Raw genomic sequence first — 18,602 nt, 5'->3', positions numbered from 1 at the left:
CGCAGCGCCCTGTGGATATATTGCAATTAAGGGTACAGAATCTGCCGAAAACGCTTCCAATCCGCAGAATCTGATTAATTAGGGTACAGTGACAGCTGAGCTCCCGGGCGCCCCGTGCGCCGGACAGGCTCGTGTCTGCTACATGGCACAAACACTCGCGCGTGCAGTCGTCGATCACCGCCAGAATCCGGAACTTCCGCGAGGTGCCGAAGCTGTCGGACACGAAGTCCAGGGACCACCGCGCATTGGGTTGTCCCGCGATCGGCATCGGCGTCCTCGTCCCACGTGCGCGCTTGCGACCGCGCCGCCTTTTCACGGACAGCCCTTCCTCGCGGTAGATGCGATACAGCTCTTGTGGTTCATGGTCATGCCCTTGCGCTCCAGCAGCAAGCCGATCCGGCGGTAACCGAACCTGCGCCGCTTACCGGCGATCTCCTGCATCTCCTTGCGTATCTCGGCATAGTCCGGCGGGCGTTCACGCCGAACTGTTTTGGGATCGACACCGACCAGCCGACACGCCCGGCGCTGCGAGATCTCATGATCCCGCATCACCCGGAGCGCTGCCTCTCACCGCTTGATCAATGTCGTCAGTTCTTTCCCAAAAGATCTTTCAACACGACATTATCCAGCATGGTGTCCGCCAGCAGGCGTTTGAGCTTGGCGTTCTCATCCTCAAGCGCTTTCAGCCTTGCAGCCTCGGACACTTCCATCCCGCCATACTTGGCCTTCAGTTTGTAGAACGTAGCGGTGCTCAGGCCATGCCTGCGGCATACCTCGACCGTCGGCATTCCGGCCTCCTGCTCTTTGATCATCCCAATGATTTGCGCCTCGGTGAAACGGCTCTTTCGCATGTGTCTGCTCCTTCAGAGTTGGCGCAGACTCTACATCACGGTGAGGGATTTCGCGGGGGGCAGGTCATGTCGAATATCTCCTCATTCAGAAGTTCGTCACGCAGGCTGCCGTTGAATGACTTGATGAACGCATTCTGTCGTGGCTTGCCGGGGTCAATGTAGTGCAGGGAATGGCATTGTGGTCGGCCCATCTCAGGATGGCCCGGCTGGTGAACTCCGTTCCGTTACACCTTCGGAATAGCGCTGATTGAAGGCTATGATTGCCTGCGGAGCCCACAGATTGCGCAGTAGGCGATCATAGCCGGGTTTCAGGTCCCTACAGTGGTTTTGCACAAACTACACCGCAAGGCAGACCGACCATGGCCGGTAACAGTATTGCACAGGCCGAGCCCGTTTTGGCGGTGATTGATATTGCCATGCCCCGCCACGAAGTTTTGACAACTATTCCCGGCAGGAAGCGACACCAATCCTCAACATACCTCGCCAGGGTACTAGTGAGACATAAAAACCGGAACTTTACTGGTCCTCGTTGCCTCATGCGTGACACCACCAAAAAGGTCTTGAGAGAACTTGCTATGTTCGTACGCCCCCATCACGATTAACTTTGCGTCCAGTTCTCTGGCCGTCTCTTGAATAACCTCGGCGATACCGCCCTTGCTTTTTGGACGGATAACATGCTCTGCGTCGACATTATGACGCTTCAGATGCGTCAAGATATCCGCCCCCTCCGGCATTTTCGGAAAGCTAGACCCAACACTTAGTATTGTCACCCGACGCGGCTTTTCCTCGAGGATCGTCATTGCATCGTTGAGCGCCCGGGCCGCAGAACGCTTTCCGTCCCATGCGACAAGTGCATGCGATGCAAGCTGATCCGTAGAATATCCATTCGGAACCACAAGAACGGGTCGGCCGCTCTGCAATGAGATCATATCCGGGCTGACGACCCGAAACTCATCTGTTGGTAGGTTGGAATGATAGCCGGTAACGACAAAATCGAAATTTCGCGCCAGCTCTGGCAAGTTCATTTTGCCAATCTCATTCGGCATAATAAAGCGGGACCGCTCTGCAAGGCCTGCCTCGGCAGCCGCCTGTTGGAACAGATCACGTGCTGCTGCAATTTTCTCGTTTCTTGCACTGCCAAGCTTGTCGAGAAGATCTTCTGTCAAACCAAGAACATGCTCGAAATACGAGGATGCGTTCCCATAGACACAAGTCAGCCATGCATCGTGCTTTGCGGCGATTTTTGCCGCGTGCTTAACGCTGCTTGGGAAGCCTGCGCTACCGGAATGTGCAATAAGGATGTTCTTGATGCTCATTTTATCCTCACAATTCGAACTTCATAGGCAAACTAGCAATCACAATCTTAGAAGTCTATGATTTTATGAGGAACAGTACACGCCCTGCATCCCGACAAAGAAAAGACTGGGCAAGCAAGCTGCCCAGTCCCCTGGTGATACAAGCCCTACATTCCGCTTCATGAGGAGTGCAGGATGCTTGATCACCCTTTCTTGTTCGCTTCAATCTCGTCGAGGAACGGAATGTCTGACCTGAGACCCGTTTCCTCCTCCGTTTTGAGGTAGAATCCGTCCCAACGAAGGAGACGGAAGAATGAAGCGATCACGGTTCAACGAAGAACAGATCATCGCGATCCTGAAGAAGCAGGAGAGCGACATTTCGAAGGCGGTTGTGTGCCGAGAGCATGGGATCAGTTCATGATCAGCCCCACCTGCGTGGTCCGGTTTGATTGTTAGTGCATGACCGGTCTCGGGTCCATCAGAGCGATGGTTTCCGGGGCGGGTGGGCGATATCAAGGCACTATGTGGTCGTTTGGTATTGTAGTGTTTCCTCCATTGCTCGATCAGGATTTCCGCTTCCCGAAAGCCGTAGAAGACTTCTCCCGTGAGCAGTTCATCGCGGAACCTGGCATTGAAGCTTTCGCAGTAGCCGTTCTCCCAAGGTGACCCGGGCGCGATGTAGGCAGTCTTGGCGTCGGCGGCCCTGATCCAATCCTGAACGGCCTGAGCCACGAACCCCGGGCCGTTGTCAGACCGGATGTAAGACGGCACACCCCGCATGATGAACAGGTCGCTCAAGGCATCGATCACGTCATCCGAGTTCAGCTTGCGCTTCACCTTGATCGCTAGGCATTCCCGGCTATGCTCGTCCAGGATGTTGAGCGTCCGGCAGTGGACAAAGTCATAGCTCCAGACGTGGTTGCGATACTCAGGGCGCAGCCGGACACGGGATCCGTCATTCAGCCAGAGCCGTCCCTTCTTCGGTTGCTTCATTGGCACCTACAGCCCCTCTCGCCGCCATACGCGCTCGACCCGCTTGTCGTTCGCCTCCCAGCCCGCATGTCTCAGAAAAGCGGCGATCCGACGATAGCCGTAGCGGCCATACTGCCGCGCCAGTTCGATCATGTCCGCGACCAGACGCTCCTCATCGGCACGGCCATGCGGCACTTTCCTCTGTGTGGATCGGTGCTGCCCCAGGACACGGCAGGCGCGTCTCTCTGACAGATGGAACCGGGTGCGGACGTGATCGATGCAGGCACGGCAGCGAGCGGGGCTCAGAAGTTTTCCTTTGGCGCCTCCGCCAGGATCAGCTTGTCCAACGTCAGATCCGAGACGGGTTTTCTCAACCGTTCGTTCTCTTTCTGGAGGCGCTTCAGTTCCCTGAGCCGGTCGGTTCCCATACCCCCGTACTGCTTGCGCCAGCGATAATAAGTCTGCTCTGTAATGCGAACCTTGCGGATCGCATCCACCCGGGACATGCCTTGCCCGACAAGCACTTCAACCTGCCGCAGCTTCGTGACATTCTCTTCCGGCTTGTGTCTCTTCGTAGCCATTCTGATCCTCCATTTTCCTAAACATAACGGCGGACCACTTCAGTGTGCGAGGATCAATGCAGGCGGCCCGCCTTGCAACAAATCAAGCATCCCAGGGATTTGACGAAGACGAACTTACCGTCTTCTTTGCGGCGATGGACAAGCTGATCAGCAACCTTTCACATAGCTGACCGTCCCTCGGCGTTCACTCAAGCGTCGGAGCAATCGCAAGGATGATGACCCCCGTCGCAGCCAGAGCAGCCGCAATGTAGAACCTGGGGCCAGGCCGTCTTTCGGTTTTGAAGATATGCCCAGCAAGCCAGGCTGCAAAGAACATCTCGATAGATGACATGATGGCAACGACGGTCACACTGGTGAACATCAACGAGAAAAACAGTGCGACTTGTCCGATTGTCATCGCACCACCAGCCAGCAATTGCCACCCGCTTGGCTTATGCAACCTCCATGAAAGCCCTACCCGGCCACGCAATCGAAAAAGCCCCCACCCAACGAACCATACCAATCCCGTCAACGCACCAATGAACACCCCGGCCAGCGGATCAGGCAAGGTCTGCATCGCGAGTTTGCGCGCTACGAAGGAGCCACCATAACCCGCAGCAGAGCCAAGCGCCAAAACCCGACCCTTGGTCCTGTCCTGTGGCGAAGGTTCCGTAGAGACCAGGGTCGATACCGCCTTGGCGGACTTGCGAGTCATCATGATCAACACGCCACCTGTCACCAGAATAAACGCAATCACAATAGAAGTCGTAATCACCTCTCCAAGCAGGAGAAATGCGAAAATCGCTGCAAAAACAGGAATCAGACGCCGGATGAAGCCTGTCTCGATCGCGCCAGCCAGCTCCACCGACCGAAACAACGTCAGGCGGCCAACCACATTCCCCAGAACACCCGCCAGCACAAAATAGGCCACCCCGATCAGTACGGGCTGGCTAACAGAAGGCAGCTCTGGCCCCCAAACCAGCCAAAGGGCACCGGAAACGAAACCTGTCATCAACACTGACAGCAGAACATCATTCCCGCGCCCTTGGGCGGATTGAGAGCTTTTGGCAATTGCGACCGAGCTAAGCGCATAACAAAACGCACCAAACGCGGCCATCAGACCACCAAAGCCAGCAGTCATTGGTCTAATCGGGCAACAAGAGCGGCGCTATTCATCCGCGACAAGCTGATCCAGGAAGCGTTCTGCCGACATGATTTCACGCATGGGCAGCTTTTCCTGCTGCTGCATAAGCTCTGTCGTGTATGTCAGCCCCTTGCCATCCCAGAACCACCAGTAAATGATCTCGCCCTTCTTATCCCGAATGGGCATTCTGAAAATTGGGAACTCCCTTTCAGCACGGGGAATTTCAACCGTACCCACCCGGGCGTGTTTCAGCCCGAGCTTTTTCAGAACACCACTCAAAGGCACCATCGCGATGGGCGAGGCCTCGCGTGCCAGAACGGTTACAGCTTCGGGCCGTTTCTGGAATGGGCCTTTCAAGAACTTCACGACCGGGGGATAGCTGGGATGCGTATGCGTAAGCTGCACATAAGCCAAACCAGCAGATGTTTCGATCTCAACAATGTCGCCAGGTTGATAATCTTCCATTCTCGGCATTCCTCTTACAGGCTATAGGCTTCCAGGGTCGACGGATGGAACAGCTCTTCGATCTCCACACGGCGCGGCGACAAGCCCTGGCTTACGTGGTAGTCCAAAAACTTGTTGAGCACATGCGCATTTCCACTGACGCCATAGCTCCAAGGGTCATCCCCCATCAGCGCGTGGACACGGTTGAGATTGTCCTCCACGAAGGGCATCGTCACCTTGGTGGCAGATGTGTCCGAAAGGGCCTCTTCGGCCAACCGTTTTGACTGCGTAAATGCCTTGAGCAATGCCGCGGGCAAGAACGGGTATTCTTCTGCCAGGCTCCGGCGTACGCCCAGTACGTGCATGATCGGGAAGATTTTGGTTTTCTCGAAGTAATATTCCGCCGCTGTAATGCTGTCTGCGAACAGTCGCCCAACATGCGGATGACGTTCAGCAAAGCAACGCGGCCAGCGCGGCCCGATAAAGCCATCAATTTCACCCGCTTCAAGCATGCTGTTCAGCGTGCTACCTTCTGGGGCTTCCTCCATACGAATGTCATCGGGCAACTGAACCTTGATTTTTTCAGGCCGGCCGGGTGTGTCCATGCCGCCGCGCACCCAGATGATATCCGAGGGCTTAACGCCATATTCCTCTTCCAGGATACCACGCACCCAAACGTTAGCTGAAAGCTGATATTCGGCGATACCGATACGTTTGCCCTTCAGGTCTTCTGGTTTGTTAATCCCTTTGTCCGTGCGGATATAGACAGAGGTGTGACGGAACGCACGGCTCAGGAAGACCGGGATTGCCACATAATGCGGATTCCCTCGGGCAACCGAAATCGAATAGGACGACAGCGAGATCTCGCTGATATCGAAAGCCTCGTGGCGGAACGCGCGAAAGAACATTTCTTCCGGCGACAACAGCATCGGAACCGGGTCTACTCCGTCGATCTGAACACGCCCATCCACGATTGCCCGTGTGCGGTCATAGTTACCCATTGCAAGGGAAAGTTTGAGATTGCTCATCCTGTCGGCTCCTAGTGATTTGTTTTACATTGCCGCTGAAGATCGACCGCTTGTCCGGTCTCTGCGGATTGCAAGATCGCGTGGCAAACCTCCAGGCTTGCCAGCCCCCATTCCCCTGTTTGGTCGGGGGCCTTGTTATGACGCACGGCATCCACCAGCGCATCCAGAACGGTTCTGCGTGGTGCCGGTCCGAATTTGGCTTCGATAAAGCCGCGTTCGGTGTCACCGAACACTTCTATCCCATCCGGGGTCAGTCGCAGATCGGCACGGTCACAAAGCGCGATCACCGGACCGAAATGTTCGTTATGTTCAGCCTCAATCGTCGTGCCGCTGCCGAATGTTCGTGTAGTTTTCAGCCGGACCTCGTCATCAGGGTTGAGATCCAGCAAAGCACGCCTTGCTCCACCGTAAGCCCCTTCTGATTTACGCTGTCCAAGCTCTCCGACATTGTTCATCCAGATATCACTGTCGAAATGCGCATAGCCCGAGTACGTCATGTTCGCGACACACCCCCCGGCAAAATTCATCAGTGCAGTGAATGCGCCCTCGGTCGGGCGCTTGGGATCCCATGCGCCCGTCATGGCATAAATTTTTTCGGCCATGCCGCCGGCAAGCCTGCGAACCACATCAATCTGGTGGATCGCCTGACTGAACAGCACGCCCCCACCCTCTTCGGTTCGCAGCTCTTCCGGGCGACGCGGACGATAGAGGAAGTCCGTATAGTTAAAGGCCTGGATCATGCGCAACTGACCGAACTTTCCGCTGGAAATAAGTTGCGTGGCCAATTCAACCGGCGGGTCGAAACTGTGACTCGGCCCAACTATCAAATGCACCCCAGCCTCCTTGGCTGCGGACACCATTACTTCGGCATCCTCCATCGAAACGGCCAACGGCTTTTCGACAAGGATATGTTTGCCCGCGCGCGCCGCAGCTAACACATGATCCACATGCATCTGGTGCGGCGTCGCAATGTAAATGGCCTCAACGTCAGGGTCTGCGCACAATTCCTCGACGGTGGCATACCCTGTGCCACCGTACTCTTTTTCGAATGCGTCGCGGCTTTCCTCCCTTGGGGCGGCGGCAGCCGTCAGCTTCACACGGGTGTCGGCATCAAACGAAGGCACCATGAGCATGAAAGCACGCCCAAGCCCCGCCACGCCAAGACGAACGGGATCAGAGGTCAAGAACCAGCCTCCCGGATTTGGCGCGCGAAACGCAAATCATGATCTGGCTGCCTTTTTCTTCTTCCATCAGCACCATATCACGATGATCTGCCTCGCCTTCCAGTAGGCGGGTTTTACAAGTACCGCACGTGCCACTTTCGCAAGAACTGCTTGTTGCGAAGCCAGCATCACGCAGTGCTTCGAGGATAGAACGATCCTCAGGAACAGTAACCGTTTGGCCGCTTTTCTTCAGCTCGACTTCGAAAGCAACGTCATCCTGACGAACCACATCAACAGGCTTGAAATCCTCGAAGTGGACACGGCCTTCGGGCCAGTGACCCGAGAAAGCTTTGATTTCTTCCATCAGCGGTTTGGGTCCGCAGCAGAAGACATGGGTCGCGCGCGGCGTCACCAGATCGTCCCAGAAATCATAGACAGCGTTCGGATCGCCGTCATCGTGGTGCACGATGATCCGGCCTTCGAAATCTTTCATCAGCTCATCAAGATAGGCCGATTCTTCCGCGCTCCGGCTTACGTAAATGATCCGAAGCATCTTACCTTTCTTATCCAGATAACGCGCCATCGAATAGATTGGCGTGATACCGATACCGCCGGCAATCAAGAGGTATTTCTGCACATCCGTCAGCGGGAAATCGTTTTCCGGGTGCTCGATATTCAACTCTGTCCCGACAACAGCTTGCTCATGCATGGAGGCAGACCCCCCGCGCGACTGCGGCTCTCGCTTGATGGCGACCACATATTCTTTTGGGTCGCTCCCATCATTTACCAGAGAGTATCGGCGCATAGCACCCGATGGTGTCTCGATCGTGATATGTGCACCTGGGTTGAACTCTGGCAGGGACTCGCCGCCAACCGGAGCCAAAGTGAATTCTGCAATAGTAGGTGTCAGATCGCGCCGTTTTTCGACGCGCATTTTGATCTGCTCCATGGGGTCCTCCCGTCCGTTCGCTTCCGAAATATAATTAGATAGCTAAGTTCAAGATGTCAACTGGACGCACCGCCCAGCCACGCGCTAATTGTGTCTAGAAATCACATATTTGGCCCTAAACGGTCTTCTCGTCCGCCAATATCCTTGGCCGACATGACAACCCCTGCTTCAGACAGGTCCGAAACGCCATGACATCCCGTAAAAATCATGGTCCTGCGCATCTCGTCTTCGAGAATCGAAAGCGCGCTGGAAACCCCCGCACGCCCCCGCGCCGCCAGGCCGTAAAGAGGTGCCCTGCCCAGCAGCACAGCGTCCGCCCCCAACGCAAGCGCCTTGACGATATCACTGCCGCGCCGAACACCACCATCAAGCAAAACTGTCATATGTTGGTCCAAGACGGACACAATCTCTGAAAGAATTTCAATCGTCGCCGGAGCTCCATCAAGCTGCCTGCCACCGTGGTTGGAAACAACCACCCCATCAGCGCCTTCGCGTTGTGCGGCCATTGCATCCTCAGCACACATGATCCCCTTAATCACAAGTGGCTCCTGCCACAGCTTCCGAAGACGCCTTACATCGTCCCAGGAAAAATTCGGGTTTCGTTGCGCCCGCGTAAATTCGGCAAGCGCCTTGTCGCTGACATCATCCCCCTAAAAGGCCGCCAGATTTTGCAGTCGCGGCCTATGTTGGCTCAGCCATACGGATTTGAACCATCTCGGATGCAACAATCCGTCCAATACGACAGAGGGGCTCATGCGGATTTCATGCGCGAAACCATGCCGCAAATCCCTCTCTCTTTTGCCACCCACCAACGAGTCGACAGTGATTACAAGAACACTGTAGCCCGCAGCCGACGCCCGTTCGATCAATGCATTGGAAAATGCTTCTTTGCCCCATGGGTACAGCTGAAACCAAAGTGGCCAATTATTTTTCTACGCGATTTCTTCCATAGTCGTGTTTGACGCTGTCGAAACCGTAAATGCGACCCCGGCCTGCTTTGCTGCGGCTGCAAGGTGCAAGTCCCCTTCTGGCCAATAAAGCCCGTTCAGGCCGGTTGGTCCGATTTGGAAAGGCGCCGCATACTTCTGACCGAACAGCGTGACAGAGAGATCGACATCCCCACCCTTGAGAATACGTGGCTTGAGTCGGATATCATCAAATGCGCTACGGTTCCTGTGCAGCGTGATTTCGCTCTCGGCACCACCATCCAGAAAATCAAATACCACACGGGGCAAACTCCGCCTGGCTCGGGTGCGAAAATCTTCGATGTTTACTTCTTGCCGCATCCGGCCTCCTGCCTCCTGCCAATTTCAACATGGCCACCAACCATGCTCAGGGCCAGAATCAAAATCCGCCCAAGGTCTATGCGGCCCCGGGCGGATCTGTTTGCAAACGTCGGACCGGTTATTCAGCTGCGGCTGTTTTGCCCGAAGTATTCAGCAAGGTGCGCCAATCCACATCTTTCGGATAAACGCCTTCATGAGAGTTGATCATGCTTTGCGGGATTTCATAATCGGTGCCGATTGCTTTGCCACCCTCTGCCACTTTCTTGGCGGCATCCGCCATCAAGCGACGGAACTCGACGATAGCCAGGTCCGAAGCACCAAGCACATCGGTATGGCGCTGAACGCGCGCGCCCATCGACACCCACATGGCGATATCTTGGTTCGGAATACCTTTGATCCCAGTGAAGTTACCTTCTTTCATGGCATCACGGTCTTGCAAGAAGTCGTTCTCGACAGTCCGCAGGCAGCGCCACTTGTCGTCAACATCCACTCCTGGAACAGCATGGGTAAACTTGCGCCATTCTTCGGTCGACGGCACATTCGGGCCATCCCAAGCGATGAAGTGGAACGCGGTCTCTTCATCATTGATCGGCACGATAACGGCCGCCACACGATAGTTGTTGTTCGGTGGGATCAACGAATAGTAGGGCGCAACAAATTCGGTCACACGGATATAGTTATGGGTCGCCGCGTTTTTGATCGGCGTACGGATTGCAGCATAGTGGAACCCGTAGCTGGTTGTCTCTGTCTGCATACGCGGAGACTTGTCCGTCGAGGGACGGTACCAGGATTTTTCATCGGCAGCAGCACCTTCCACGCGGGCCGGAACCATGTCCGACGAGTGCAGCGAGGACGAGTGGGCACTGTCGATCTGACCTTCGTGGATCTGCGCCCAGTTTGCGGGAATGCGGATTTTAAGGATAGCGATCGCCGAATCCTCGCGCGGGGCAAACGCCGGCGGCTGGAATTCAGGCATATCTTCTTTGTCACCCAGCCAGGCCCAAACGAAACCACCCCATTCTTTCACAGGATAAGAGCGATGCTTCACCTTATCCATAAGGGGGCTACCTTCGGGTTCGGAAGACATGGCAACGACATTGCCATCAACATCCATTTTCCACCCGTGATACAGACACCGCAGCCCGCATTCTTCGTTCCGGCCATAGACCAGCGATGCCTTGCGGTGCGGGCAAAGTTCATCAAGCAGGCCAAGACGCCCTTTGGTGTCGCGGAACGCTACATAGCTTTCCCCGAGCACCTCAACACGAAGCGGCTTGCCGTCGGGCTCTTCCACTTCTTCAATCAGGCATACAGGGGTCCAGTGCTGACGCATAAGACGTGCCATCGGTGCATCACCGGTCACGCGCGTCAGCAGTTCATTTTCTTCAGGTGTAAGCATTGAATCTCCTCCACAGGTCGCCGCATCAGAATTTGCGAAATTTTATTGGGAAACGCCATTATTCTTAGCTCTCTAAGTTTAGTCTGTCAATGGTCAGAGCGATATTCCCTTCACCTCACAAGTAAGAAAAACCCACGTAAATAAAACTACTTATGGGTTTGCGAGCAATTGGTATTATTCCGCGCATGATCGGGCCTTGTGTTCATACAGATCTGCTCTGCCGGTTCCTCTCTGGTTGTTCTATGGCCTCGGGATTCGTACACCCCGCTTGCGCAGCTCCCTGCATCGATCAGAATCACCGAAGTGTATTTTGATCAATAACCTCTTGGGCAAAAAAGCCCGCAGACAGTCATCCGAACAGACCGCGATTGGAACCAAAGACGCGGCCTGAAACTTTTCCGTCTCTCAGTCAAAACGGCAAGTAGCCGCCAAACCTGGCGGCCACTTTGGATTCGCATTCAGCACATTACACGTGGCTGACGTTACCCGCTTGCGGGGACTTCTTCCTTCAACAAGGCCTGTCGTCCAACCAGAGCGATGATAAGCAAGGTACACACAATTGAGACCGCGAAGTACGGGCTAACCGCGCCAATTGCAAAAATCGTCAGGAGACCTCGCTCCAACGAGCTGAGCTGGGTTTTGATAAAGCCTTCCATTGACGCCGAGACTGCAAGAGCACCAGCAACGGCACCAATAACAGCAAGCGTATTTGCCAACGGACCAAGCTCAAGAACGATGCCGGGGTTCCAGACAAAAGCGAACGGCAGAAGGAAGCCAACAATTGCAAGCCGCACAGCCGAGAATGCGATCTTGAATGGATCGTCATCAGCAATCGCAGACGCTGCGATTGCAGCCACAGCGATTGGCGGCGTCAGAGCAGACAGGATTGCATAGTAGAGCAGGAACATCTGGCTCGGCAGCAGAGGGAAACCCAGCTTGGAAAGAGCGGGGCCGACAAGCACAGCCGCCAGAATATACGCACTCGGAGTCGGCATACCCAAGCCCAGCACAATGGTCACCACAGCAGCAATCACTAGCGTCAACAGCGGCTGCGCATTACTGACCGTCAGGATCACGTTAGCCGATTTCATCCCCAATCCTGTCATAGACAGGCCACCAATAACCAGACCAGCAGCAGCACATGCCCCAGCGACAGGCAAAATTTGCAGGGTGGTTGTGCCAAGGCCTTCCACCATTGCCCACAACGACATCCGCGTTTGCTTGAGGATCATCGACGCAAGGATTGTCACCAGAACACCGACACCTGCGGTGAAGGTCGGCGAATAGCCAAGTATCAGCGCCACAATGATCCCGATAATGGGCAGCAAGAAAACCCAGCCGGTTCTGAACGTTTCCTTCGTCGTCGGGATTTCATCCTGAGAAGGCCGCAGATCGTATTTCACTGCGCGGAAGTGCACCTGGGTAAACACGCCCATATAGTACAGCAACGCAGGAATAAGCGCGGCAAGCACGATCGCATTGTACGAGATACCCGAATACTCTGCCATGATGAAGGCAGCCGAACCCATAATCGGCGGCATGGCACTGCCCCCCGTGGACGCCGCAACTTCAACCGCACCCGCAAACCGGGCCTTATAGCCCAAGCGCTTCATCACCGGGATCGTGATGGACCCCGTGGCCACAACATCCGAGGTTGGGCTACCAGACATGGTTCCATACAGACCCGACGAAATGATGGCGATCTTTGCAGGGCCGCCTCGTGCGCCCCCGGTGACCAGAGCCGCCAGGTTGAAAAAGAAGTCCCCTCCCCCAGCCTTGGCAAGGAAAGTCCCGAACATCACGAACAGGAAGACGTAACTTGCCACAACCTGAAGCGGGACACCGAACAACCCATCTGTGGTGAAGATCAGAATATCGAGCAGATAGCTGAACTCGCTGACGCGATGCCCGAACGGCGGCGGCAGAAGATAGCCAAAAAGGTTGTAAATCAGGAACAGCATCACAACGCCTGTCAGCCCCAAGCCAGTTGTCCGGCGCGTGGCTTCGATGGTCAGGAACAGCAGTGACGACCCAAAGAACAACTGATCCGTCGTGAACTGGTCCAGCAGGCTGATACGGTCCGAAATCTCGCCAGAGCTTACATAGAAGTAAATCCCGCAGGCCAAGCTGAGCGCAGACAACATCCAGTCATAAAATGGAATGCTATCTGGCGCTTTCGCGGTTGCACCAATCGCCAAGAAGAGAATCGTGAAAATCCCGGATACGAACAGGATCCCCTGAATGAGCGGGTCTGCGATAATGAACAGATTAGAGTGAATCACCCATGCCGCGAACGCCGCGGCCAGAACCATGACGACGGTCCGCATGGGTGGCTCTAGCTTCCGACGGCGTCCAGTTTCGGTAAGAGAAGGGAAATTCATGCTGGCACCATTTCCATGTTTGTGAGGTTTGGTCAGCTTTGAGTGCGCAAAATCATCCTACTGCCCGTGATCAGCACGGCCAGAGCACGACAGAGGCACTCTTGCAAACGAATCCGGTGCGCTTTGGTCAGCGCACCGGCATTGTTTTCCGAAGGCTTACTTGAGAAGCCCCAGCTCCATGTAGGCGCGCTTCGCGCCCGGGTGGAACGGCAGCGTTCTCTGCGAAACCAGCAACTCAGTTGAGAGCTGTTTCATTGCGTTATGAACGCCGCGGATTTCATCAATGTTCGAGGCAATGCTCTTGGCCAGCATGTAACCGGTTTCTTCGGGCAAGGCATCAGAGGTGATTACCATCGCGCCAAGTGCCAGCGTGATAACATCGGAAGTCTGGTTCTTATAGTTTCCGGCGGGAATGACGTAGGTCCCGGTGCCAAAACGCTCATTGGTCTTTTCGATGATATCCTGAGGCACGCTCAGCAGAACAACGTCGTTGCCTTCATCAACCTTGCGGAACGACGAGTGCCCAACGAAGATACCGTTGATCACCATATCCGTACGGCCATCGCTGATCAGGTCTGCCTGCTGGGACGAACCGCCACGCACCAGAACGCCGCCATTCGCTTCAATCGTTCCTTCGTCATAGCCTGCTTCTTCCAGCATGAAAGTGGCAATATTGGCCACGATGTTACCTGCGTTGTTGTTCGCCACACGGATTGCAGCGCCCGACTTCGCCAAGTCGTCGATGCTGTCGATGTTATACTCTTCGGCAAGAGACTTCTTGATGAAGAAATGCATCGGGGCCCAGTTGTACATGTACCCGATTGCCTGAAGGTTCTCGATGGGCGCCTTGAACGGCTCATCACCCGCTAGCGCCAGCTTGATTTCTGCATCATGGGCCAGACCCAGATCGGTCCGGTTTGCACCCAGCAGACCGATATTTGCGAAACCGCCACCAGTGGCCTGGTAGGTCACGACACCGCTTGCATCGTCAACCTTCACAGCCCGGTCGATCCCTGCGCCCAGCAGCGACCAAAGACCTGACGGACTCCCCCCGGACAACGTGACGTTGACGCTGTCCGCCATGACGCCGGTCCCGATAACGGAGATGCTCAGCGCCGCAACGGCAGCCTTGATTTGCTTTTTCATGGTTTCCTCCCTGTCATATTATCATAGATTTCTAAATTTAGATATCTATCTTATAGATCATTATTAAAAACCGAACTTTGCGTCAACCATGATCGAAACCGAGACACCGTCCAAAAATTTAGGTTAAGAACTGCGAATGGCTTGAACGCTCTCGCAGAGCATCCAAACCCCTACTCACATAAGGTTGCAGCACGCCCAAGGCCTAGCACAAGACTATTCCGAACTCTCTCAGAGCTTCCCCAAAACCATACATCTCAGCGGAAGTAGCCCAACGGAATCACCCGAGCCTAAAAGGCCCGGCTATCGCAGATGAAGCTAAAGAGACCTTCAGGATCCAAGGTTACTTCTGGTCGGTGGGACGCGGACACCGCTCAAAGCAGCTTTTTCCTCATCATCTTCGAGGTTTCGAATCATTACAGCAAGGGCCTTGCGCAATGTTTTCTCTTCGGCACCACTCAGGCCTCTGATGGCGGCGTTATTCACTTCGTGTGCCAAAGGCTCCAGGAGCTCCCGCAACTCCCAACCTTTTTCCGTGAGGAAAGCATGCTGACGACGACGGTTCCCAGCCACATTGCGGCGTTCAATATATCCAAGCTCTTCCATTCGGCTGAGTGCAGTATGCGCAGTAGGCTCTGTCAGATGTGCTCTTTCGCTTAACTCTCGTTGCGACAAACCATCTTCCTGCCAAAGGATTCGAAGGAATATCCACTGCCCGAAAGTCACATTTTGCGTCTGTAACCGCAGCTGCAACGCACGGTTAAACCCTCTTGCCGCAAGACGTACCAAGCGAGCAATGCGCTCGTTATATTGGGTCAAACCGTCGTCTTTCAACGCGGAATCAGATTTTTCGTTCATGTATGCTCAGACCACAAACATCTATTGCCCAAAATCAGTTCTGGGCTTCTACAGGTCCGAGACTATCCCTGTCATCTTACGAAGATGCAAGCCTCAACAATGTCACTACTTTTACAGCTAGTGACATGCGGTGCGCGCAAACCGACGTAAATCTTGCAGCAAACCCTGCTTACAACTTTTCGATTTTTTCTCTCCATATTTTTCGATTTGGGGGTTTCTGCGCGCTTGATGCGTGTTGCGTTTTCGACGAAGATGTCGGGCAAGACGGTGTAGAGCTCAATGGTGTGTCCCGGGATATGCGGGGGGAGGATCACCCGGTCGAAGCCGCGCAGCGGGCGGGCAGCGGTTCGGTTTCCGTCACGCCTAGCCTAGCACCGGCTAGGTGTCCTGCTGTCATCACCCGCACCCGCGCATCCTCATCAATGAAACCCCGCGCGAGGTGTTGATTAACACCGCATCCGGCTTCATCATGCGCAGTTCGGCCTCGCAGATCATTCCTCGTGTCAGCGCGTTCAACGGCACATGGAGGCTCACCAACATCACACATGGCCAGAAGCTCAGCGCGTTTCACCAGCCCCACGCCCGTAGGTGCGGTGTCCGGTATCAGGAACGGATCGTGCACCAGTATCTGTGCCGGATCTGTGCCGGCTCGAACGCCAACTGTCGCTCGATCACCCGGTCCTATCCGCCCCGAATCGATCAATCCGATCGCCCGGCCTCGCACCATCCGCGCAAATATCTGTTGCGGTCGGCCCGCATTCTCGCGCAGCAGGCGCTCGGATTCATGCAGCCGGTACAGCAGCACCAGCATCAGCATCCCTATCGCTTCGGGCATCCCCAAAAAGTTCTCGGGCGTTACACCATTCGTCACGATCAGACCGCGCGCGGCACAGGCCTCCCAGATCTCCCGCACCCACCCCGATCGTTGGAAGTACTAGCGCCCGCAGCCGTGGCGAGGCGTCCAGATCCGCGTCGCTCAGCCCCGACCGCGAACTGACCACGATGATAGCAACGTCCGACAGCAGCGCCTGCCGCTGTTCCTCCGTCAGCCGCAGCGGAACACCTAGGGTGATCTGGGGGCCGCGAACGACCTCCCAGCCTTCGGTCCGCAGACGATCCGAACCCTCGAAGTCCAGTGGGTGACGGAAGTGCCACGCCTCGCCCGCCCAGCCCAACGGCAAACACACAAAGCTGGCACAGACACCTTCCAGACCTTCGCCAAGCGCCCCGGCCTGCGTCATGATATCAAGCTCAACCTCTGCATCGGGGGCGTTCAGCGCAGGTTTGATCGGTAAATCACCGGGCATCTCGCCCGCCCCTACACCCAGAGCATCGGCAATCGCATGCATCGCAACATCCGGACCGCAGGCAGCGCTTGATGCTCCATCCCCCAGCCATTGTGCAGCTGATAATCCAGCGACGCCTGGATCACCTGCGCCTTCACATCGCCCGCCAGTTTCAGCGTGCCCGCGACATCCAGCCAGTCCAGGCTCAGGATCACATCCGCCTCGCGCAGCACCGCGCCCGCCGCATCGTCAATGAAGAAGGCCGGTTTGCCGCGATGCTGCGGGTGATCCGTCGGGAAGGACGCCCCGTTCCGGATATCCGTCAGAACCTTCGCCCCAGCGCCTTGGCGTTCTTCGGCAGATCTGCCGCCCGCGCCACTCCTTCGGCCGAGGGTGCCGCCGGAGGCGACGGCTGGTAACGCGCAAAATCTGGCAACTCCGGTGCCTTCTCGTGCTGCTTTTCCTGGATCGACACGTCGAAGTTCACATAGGTCGGGCCTTTCGGTTCGCTCCACGCGATTACATCCGCACGCAACATCGATTCCAGCGCCGCATCAACCGGCCCCGTCGCCCCATAAATCAGAACCGGCACACGGTCGCAGCACACGTTGAAGATCGCCATCGTACCATGCATCAGACCCACGTTGCTGTGCAGGATCACCGCCAATGGCTCCCCCGCCACCTTCGCATAGCCATGCGCAATCGCAACCGCATGCTCTTCGTGCAGACACAACAGCATCTGCGGATCTTCATTGCCAAGGTGGTTCACAAGGCTGTCGTGCAAACCCCGAAAGCTCGACCCCGGGTTCAGTGCAACATACTTCACTCACCCCCAAACCTCGCAATATATCCGCAAATACATCGCTACCCCACACCCCCAAACTATCCGACGATACTGGGCGCTCAACCTGATACAGCCTGTGGTCTGTCATGTGTCTTGACCTTTCCTTATGAAGTGTTGATGCAACAGCGCCCCATTTTGAAAGGCGTACGCAATAGGTATCCATTGCCCGCCGAAAGGGCGGGCATTTTGCATTTCAGACGGTCTGGAGCGGCTCAGAGGATCAGAAATCCAAACCGAAATCGACGGTTCCCGCCGAATGGGTCAAAGCACCGGAGGAAATATAATCCACATTTGCCGATGCGATTTCGCGCAAACGGCCAAGGGTCACATTCCCGCTGGCTTCGGTCTTCGCCCGCCCGTCAATGCGCTTTACAGCTTCGGCCATGTCTTCGGTCGACATATTGTCGAACATGATGACATCTGCGCCCCCGGTCTGAAGCACCTCGTCCAACTGATGCAAACCGTCGATCTCGATCTCTACCACGACCATGTGACCCACATTTCGTTGAACGGCTTCCAGCACCTGTTTGATGCCACCAGCCGCTGCGATATGGTTGTCCTTGATCAGGATCGCATCGGACAGGGAAAACCGATGATTGTGGCCGCCGCCATGCAAAATGGCGAGCTTTTCGACAAGTTTCAGCCCCGGTGTGGTTTTGCGTGTACAGGTGATACGTGTCTTGGTACCCGCAAGCTCCTGAACATAGGACGCTGTCAAGGTTGCCGTCCCAGACAACCGTCCGGCAAAGTTCAGGGCAACACGCTCTGCGGCAAGGATCGACGCCGCCGATCCCTCTATACGCATCAACGTATCGCCCGCTTTGCAGGCCGTACCATCCGCCACGACAGTCTCGACCACAAGATTGGGATCAATCAGCCGAAACGCGAGAGAGGCCACCTGCATCCCAGAAACAACCGCGTCCTGCCGTGCACGCATTTGCGCCTTGTAGCGCGTGCCTTCAGGCAGAACGGAACGGGTTGTCACGTCGCCTGCGGCAC

General features: G+C 55.7%; 15 protein-coding genes and 5 pseudogenes. 1 reads left to right on the top strand and 19 read right to left on the bottom strand.

What is annotated here, in order from left to right:
• Window positions 1-94: 94 nt before the first annotated feature.
• The 3 genes and pseudogenes from BMX99_RS18835 to BMX99_RS19945 form a co-directional block, all read right to left on the bottom strand.
• Window positions 95-851 (bottom strand): annotated as a pseudogene (locus tag BMX99_RS18835) (IS3 family transposase); the annotation flags it as partial.
• Between the two features lie 68 nt (window positions 852-919).
• Window positions 920-1,077 (bottom strand): annotated as a pseudogene (locus BMX99_RS18830) (integrase core domain-containing protein); the annotation flags it as partial.
• 265 nt (window positions 1,078-1,342) lie between these two features.
• Window positions 1,343-2,167 (bottom strand): universal stress protein, encoded by an 825-nt coding sequence (locus tag BMX99_RS19945; RefSeq protein ID WP_232237207.1) that lies wholly within the window; start codon window positions 2,165-2,167, stop codon window positions 1,343-1,345.
• Window positions 2,168-2,459: 292 nt separating this feature from the next.
• Between BMX99_RS19945 and BMX99_RS19565 the strand changes: the two are divergent.
• A pseudogene (locus BMX99_RS19565) lies at window positions 2,460-2,561 on the top strand (transposase); the annotation flags it as partial.
• Window positions 2,562-2,598: 37 nt separating this feature from the next.
• On the opposite strand, the pseudogene BMX99_RS18820 reads toward BMX99_RS19565, so the two are convergent.
• The 16 genes and pseudogenes from BMX99_RS18820 to nadC form a co-directional block, all read right to left on the bottom strand.
• Window positions 2,599-3,699: pseudogene (locus BMX99_RS18820) on the bottom strand (IS3 family transposase).
• 184 nt (window positions 3,700-3,883) lie between these two features.
• Entirely contained in the window at window positions 3,884-4,819 is a 936-nt protein-coding gene (locus tag BMX99_RS18815) for a DMT family transporter (RefSeq protein WP_027246166.1), read from the bottom strand.
• A gap of 27 nt (window positions 4,820-4,846) precedes the next feature.
• Window positions 4,847-5,287, bottom strand: a complete 441-nt coding sequence (locus tag BMX99_RS18810; RefSeq protein ID WP_008335528.1) for a hypothetical protein — start codon at window positions 5,285-5,287, stop codon at window positions 4,847-4,849.
• Window positions 5,288-5,301: 14 nt separating this feature from the next.
• Window positions 5,302-6,294, bottom strand: coding sequence for an ABC transporter substrate-binding protein (locus tag BMX99_RS18805; protein WP_027246167.1), 993 nt, complete (start codon window positions 6,292-6,294; stop codon window positions 5,302-5,304).
• An 11-nt stretch (window positions 6,295-6,305) separates the two neighbouring features.
• A complete protein-coding gene (locus BMX99_RS18800; RefSeq protein ID WP_027246168.1) occupies window positions 6,306-7,478 on the bottom strand; it encodes a Gfo/Idh/MocA family protein in 1,173 nt (390 codons plus the stop codon).
• Window positions 7,468-8,406: a PDR/VanB family oxidoreductase gene (locus tag BMX99_RS18795; protein WP_027246169.1), complete on the bottom strand. Its 939-nt coding sequence runs from the start codon at window positions 8,404-8,406 to the stop codon at window positions 7,468-7,470. Before BMX99_RS18795 ends, BMX99_RS18800 begins: the two co-directional genes overlap by 11 nt.
• A 101-nt stretch (window positions 8,407-8,507) precedes the next feature.
• Window positions 8,508-9,692, bottom strand: a pseudogene (locus BMX99_RS18790) (alpha-hydroxy acid oxidase).
• Between the two features lie 118 nt (window positions 9,693-9,810).
• Window positions 9,811-11,091: a Rieske 2Fe-2S domain-containing protein gene (locus BMX99_RS18785; protein ID WP_008335543.1), complete on the bottom strand. Its 1,281-nt coding sequence runs from the start codon at window positions 11,089-11,091 to the stop codon at window positions 9,811-9,813.
• 482 nt (window positions 11,092-11,573) lie between these two features.
• Window positions 11,574-13,418, bottom strand: a complete 1,845-nt coding sequence (locus tag BMX99_RS18780; RefSeq protein ID WP_008335545.1) for a TRAP transporter permease — start codon at window positions 13,416-13,418, stop codon at window positions 11,574-11,576.
• A gap of 210 nt (window positions 13,419-13,628) precedes the next feature.
• Window positions 13,629-14,618 carry a TAXI family TRAP transporter solute-binding subunit gene (locus BMX99_RS18775; RefSeq protein WP_008335546.1) on the bottom strand — a complete coding sequence of 330 codons (990 nt, stop codon included), beginning with the start codon at window positions 14,616-14,618 and terminating at the stop codon, window positions 13,629-13,631.
• Window positions 14,619-14,945: 327 nt separating this feature from the next.
• On the bottom strand, window positions 14,946-15,473 hold the full coding sequence (locus BMX99_RS18770; protein WP_232237206.1) for a MarR family winged helix-turn-helix transcriptional regulator: 528 nt from the start codon (window positions 15,471-15,473) through the stop codon (window positions 14,946-14,948).
• Between the two features lie 310 nt (window positions 15,474-15,783).
• Window positions 15,784-16,284 (bottom strand): NAD(P)-dependent oxidoreductase, encoded by a 501-nt coding sequence (locus tag BMX99_RS19940; RefSeq protein ID WP_232237205.1) that lies wholly within the window; start codon window positions 16,282-16,284, stop codon window positions 15,784-15,786.
• Window positions 16,256-16,822 (bottom strand): hypothetical protein, encoded by a 567-nt coding sequence (locus BMX99_RS19935; RefSeq protein WP_234994837.1) that lies wholly within the window; start codon window positions 16,820-16,822, stop codon window positions 16,256-16,258. Before BMX99_RS19935 ends, BMX99_RS19940 begins: the two co-directional genes overlap by 29 nt.
• Window positions 16,792-16,992, bottom strand: coding sequence for a hypothetical protein (locus tag BMX99_RS19795; RefSeq protein ID WP_008335562.1), 201 nt, complete (start codon window positions 16,990-16,992; stop codon window positions 16,792-16,794). The genes BMX99_RS19935 and BMX99_RS19795 overlap by 31 nt, the downstream gene beginning before the upstream one ends.
• Window positions 16,993-17,081: 89 nt before the next feature.
• The gene (locus BMX99_RS19790) at window positions 17,082-17,585 is read right to left on the bottom strand and encodes a thiamine pyrophosphate-binding protein (RefSeq protein WP_170848853.1); all 504 of its coding nucleotides are present in this window, start codon (window positions 17,583-17,585) and stop codon (window positions 17,082-17,084) included.
• Between the two features lie 238 nt (window positions 17,586-17,823).
• Window positions 17,824-18,602: carboxylating nicotinate-nucleotide diphosphorylase (gene nadC / locus BMX99_RS18760; protein WP_093455090.1), on the bottom strand; the 779-nt coding region annotated here is incomplete at its 5' end.

This window comes from Pseudooceanicola nitratireducens (genome assembly GCF_900109195.1).
Lineage (GTDB): Bacteria > Pseudomonadota > Alphaproteobacteria > Rhodobacterales > Rhodobacteraceae > Pseudooceanicola > Pseudooceanicola nitratireducens.
This window is presented reverse-complemented; position numbering and strand designations above follow the sequence as displayed.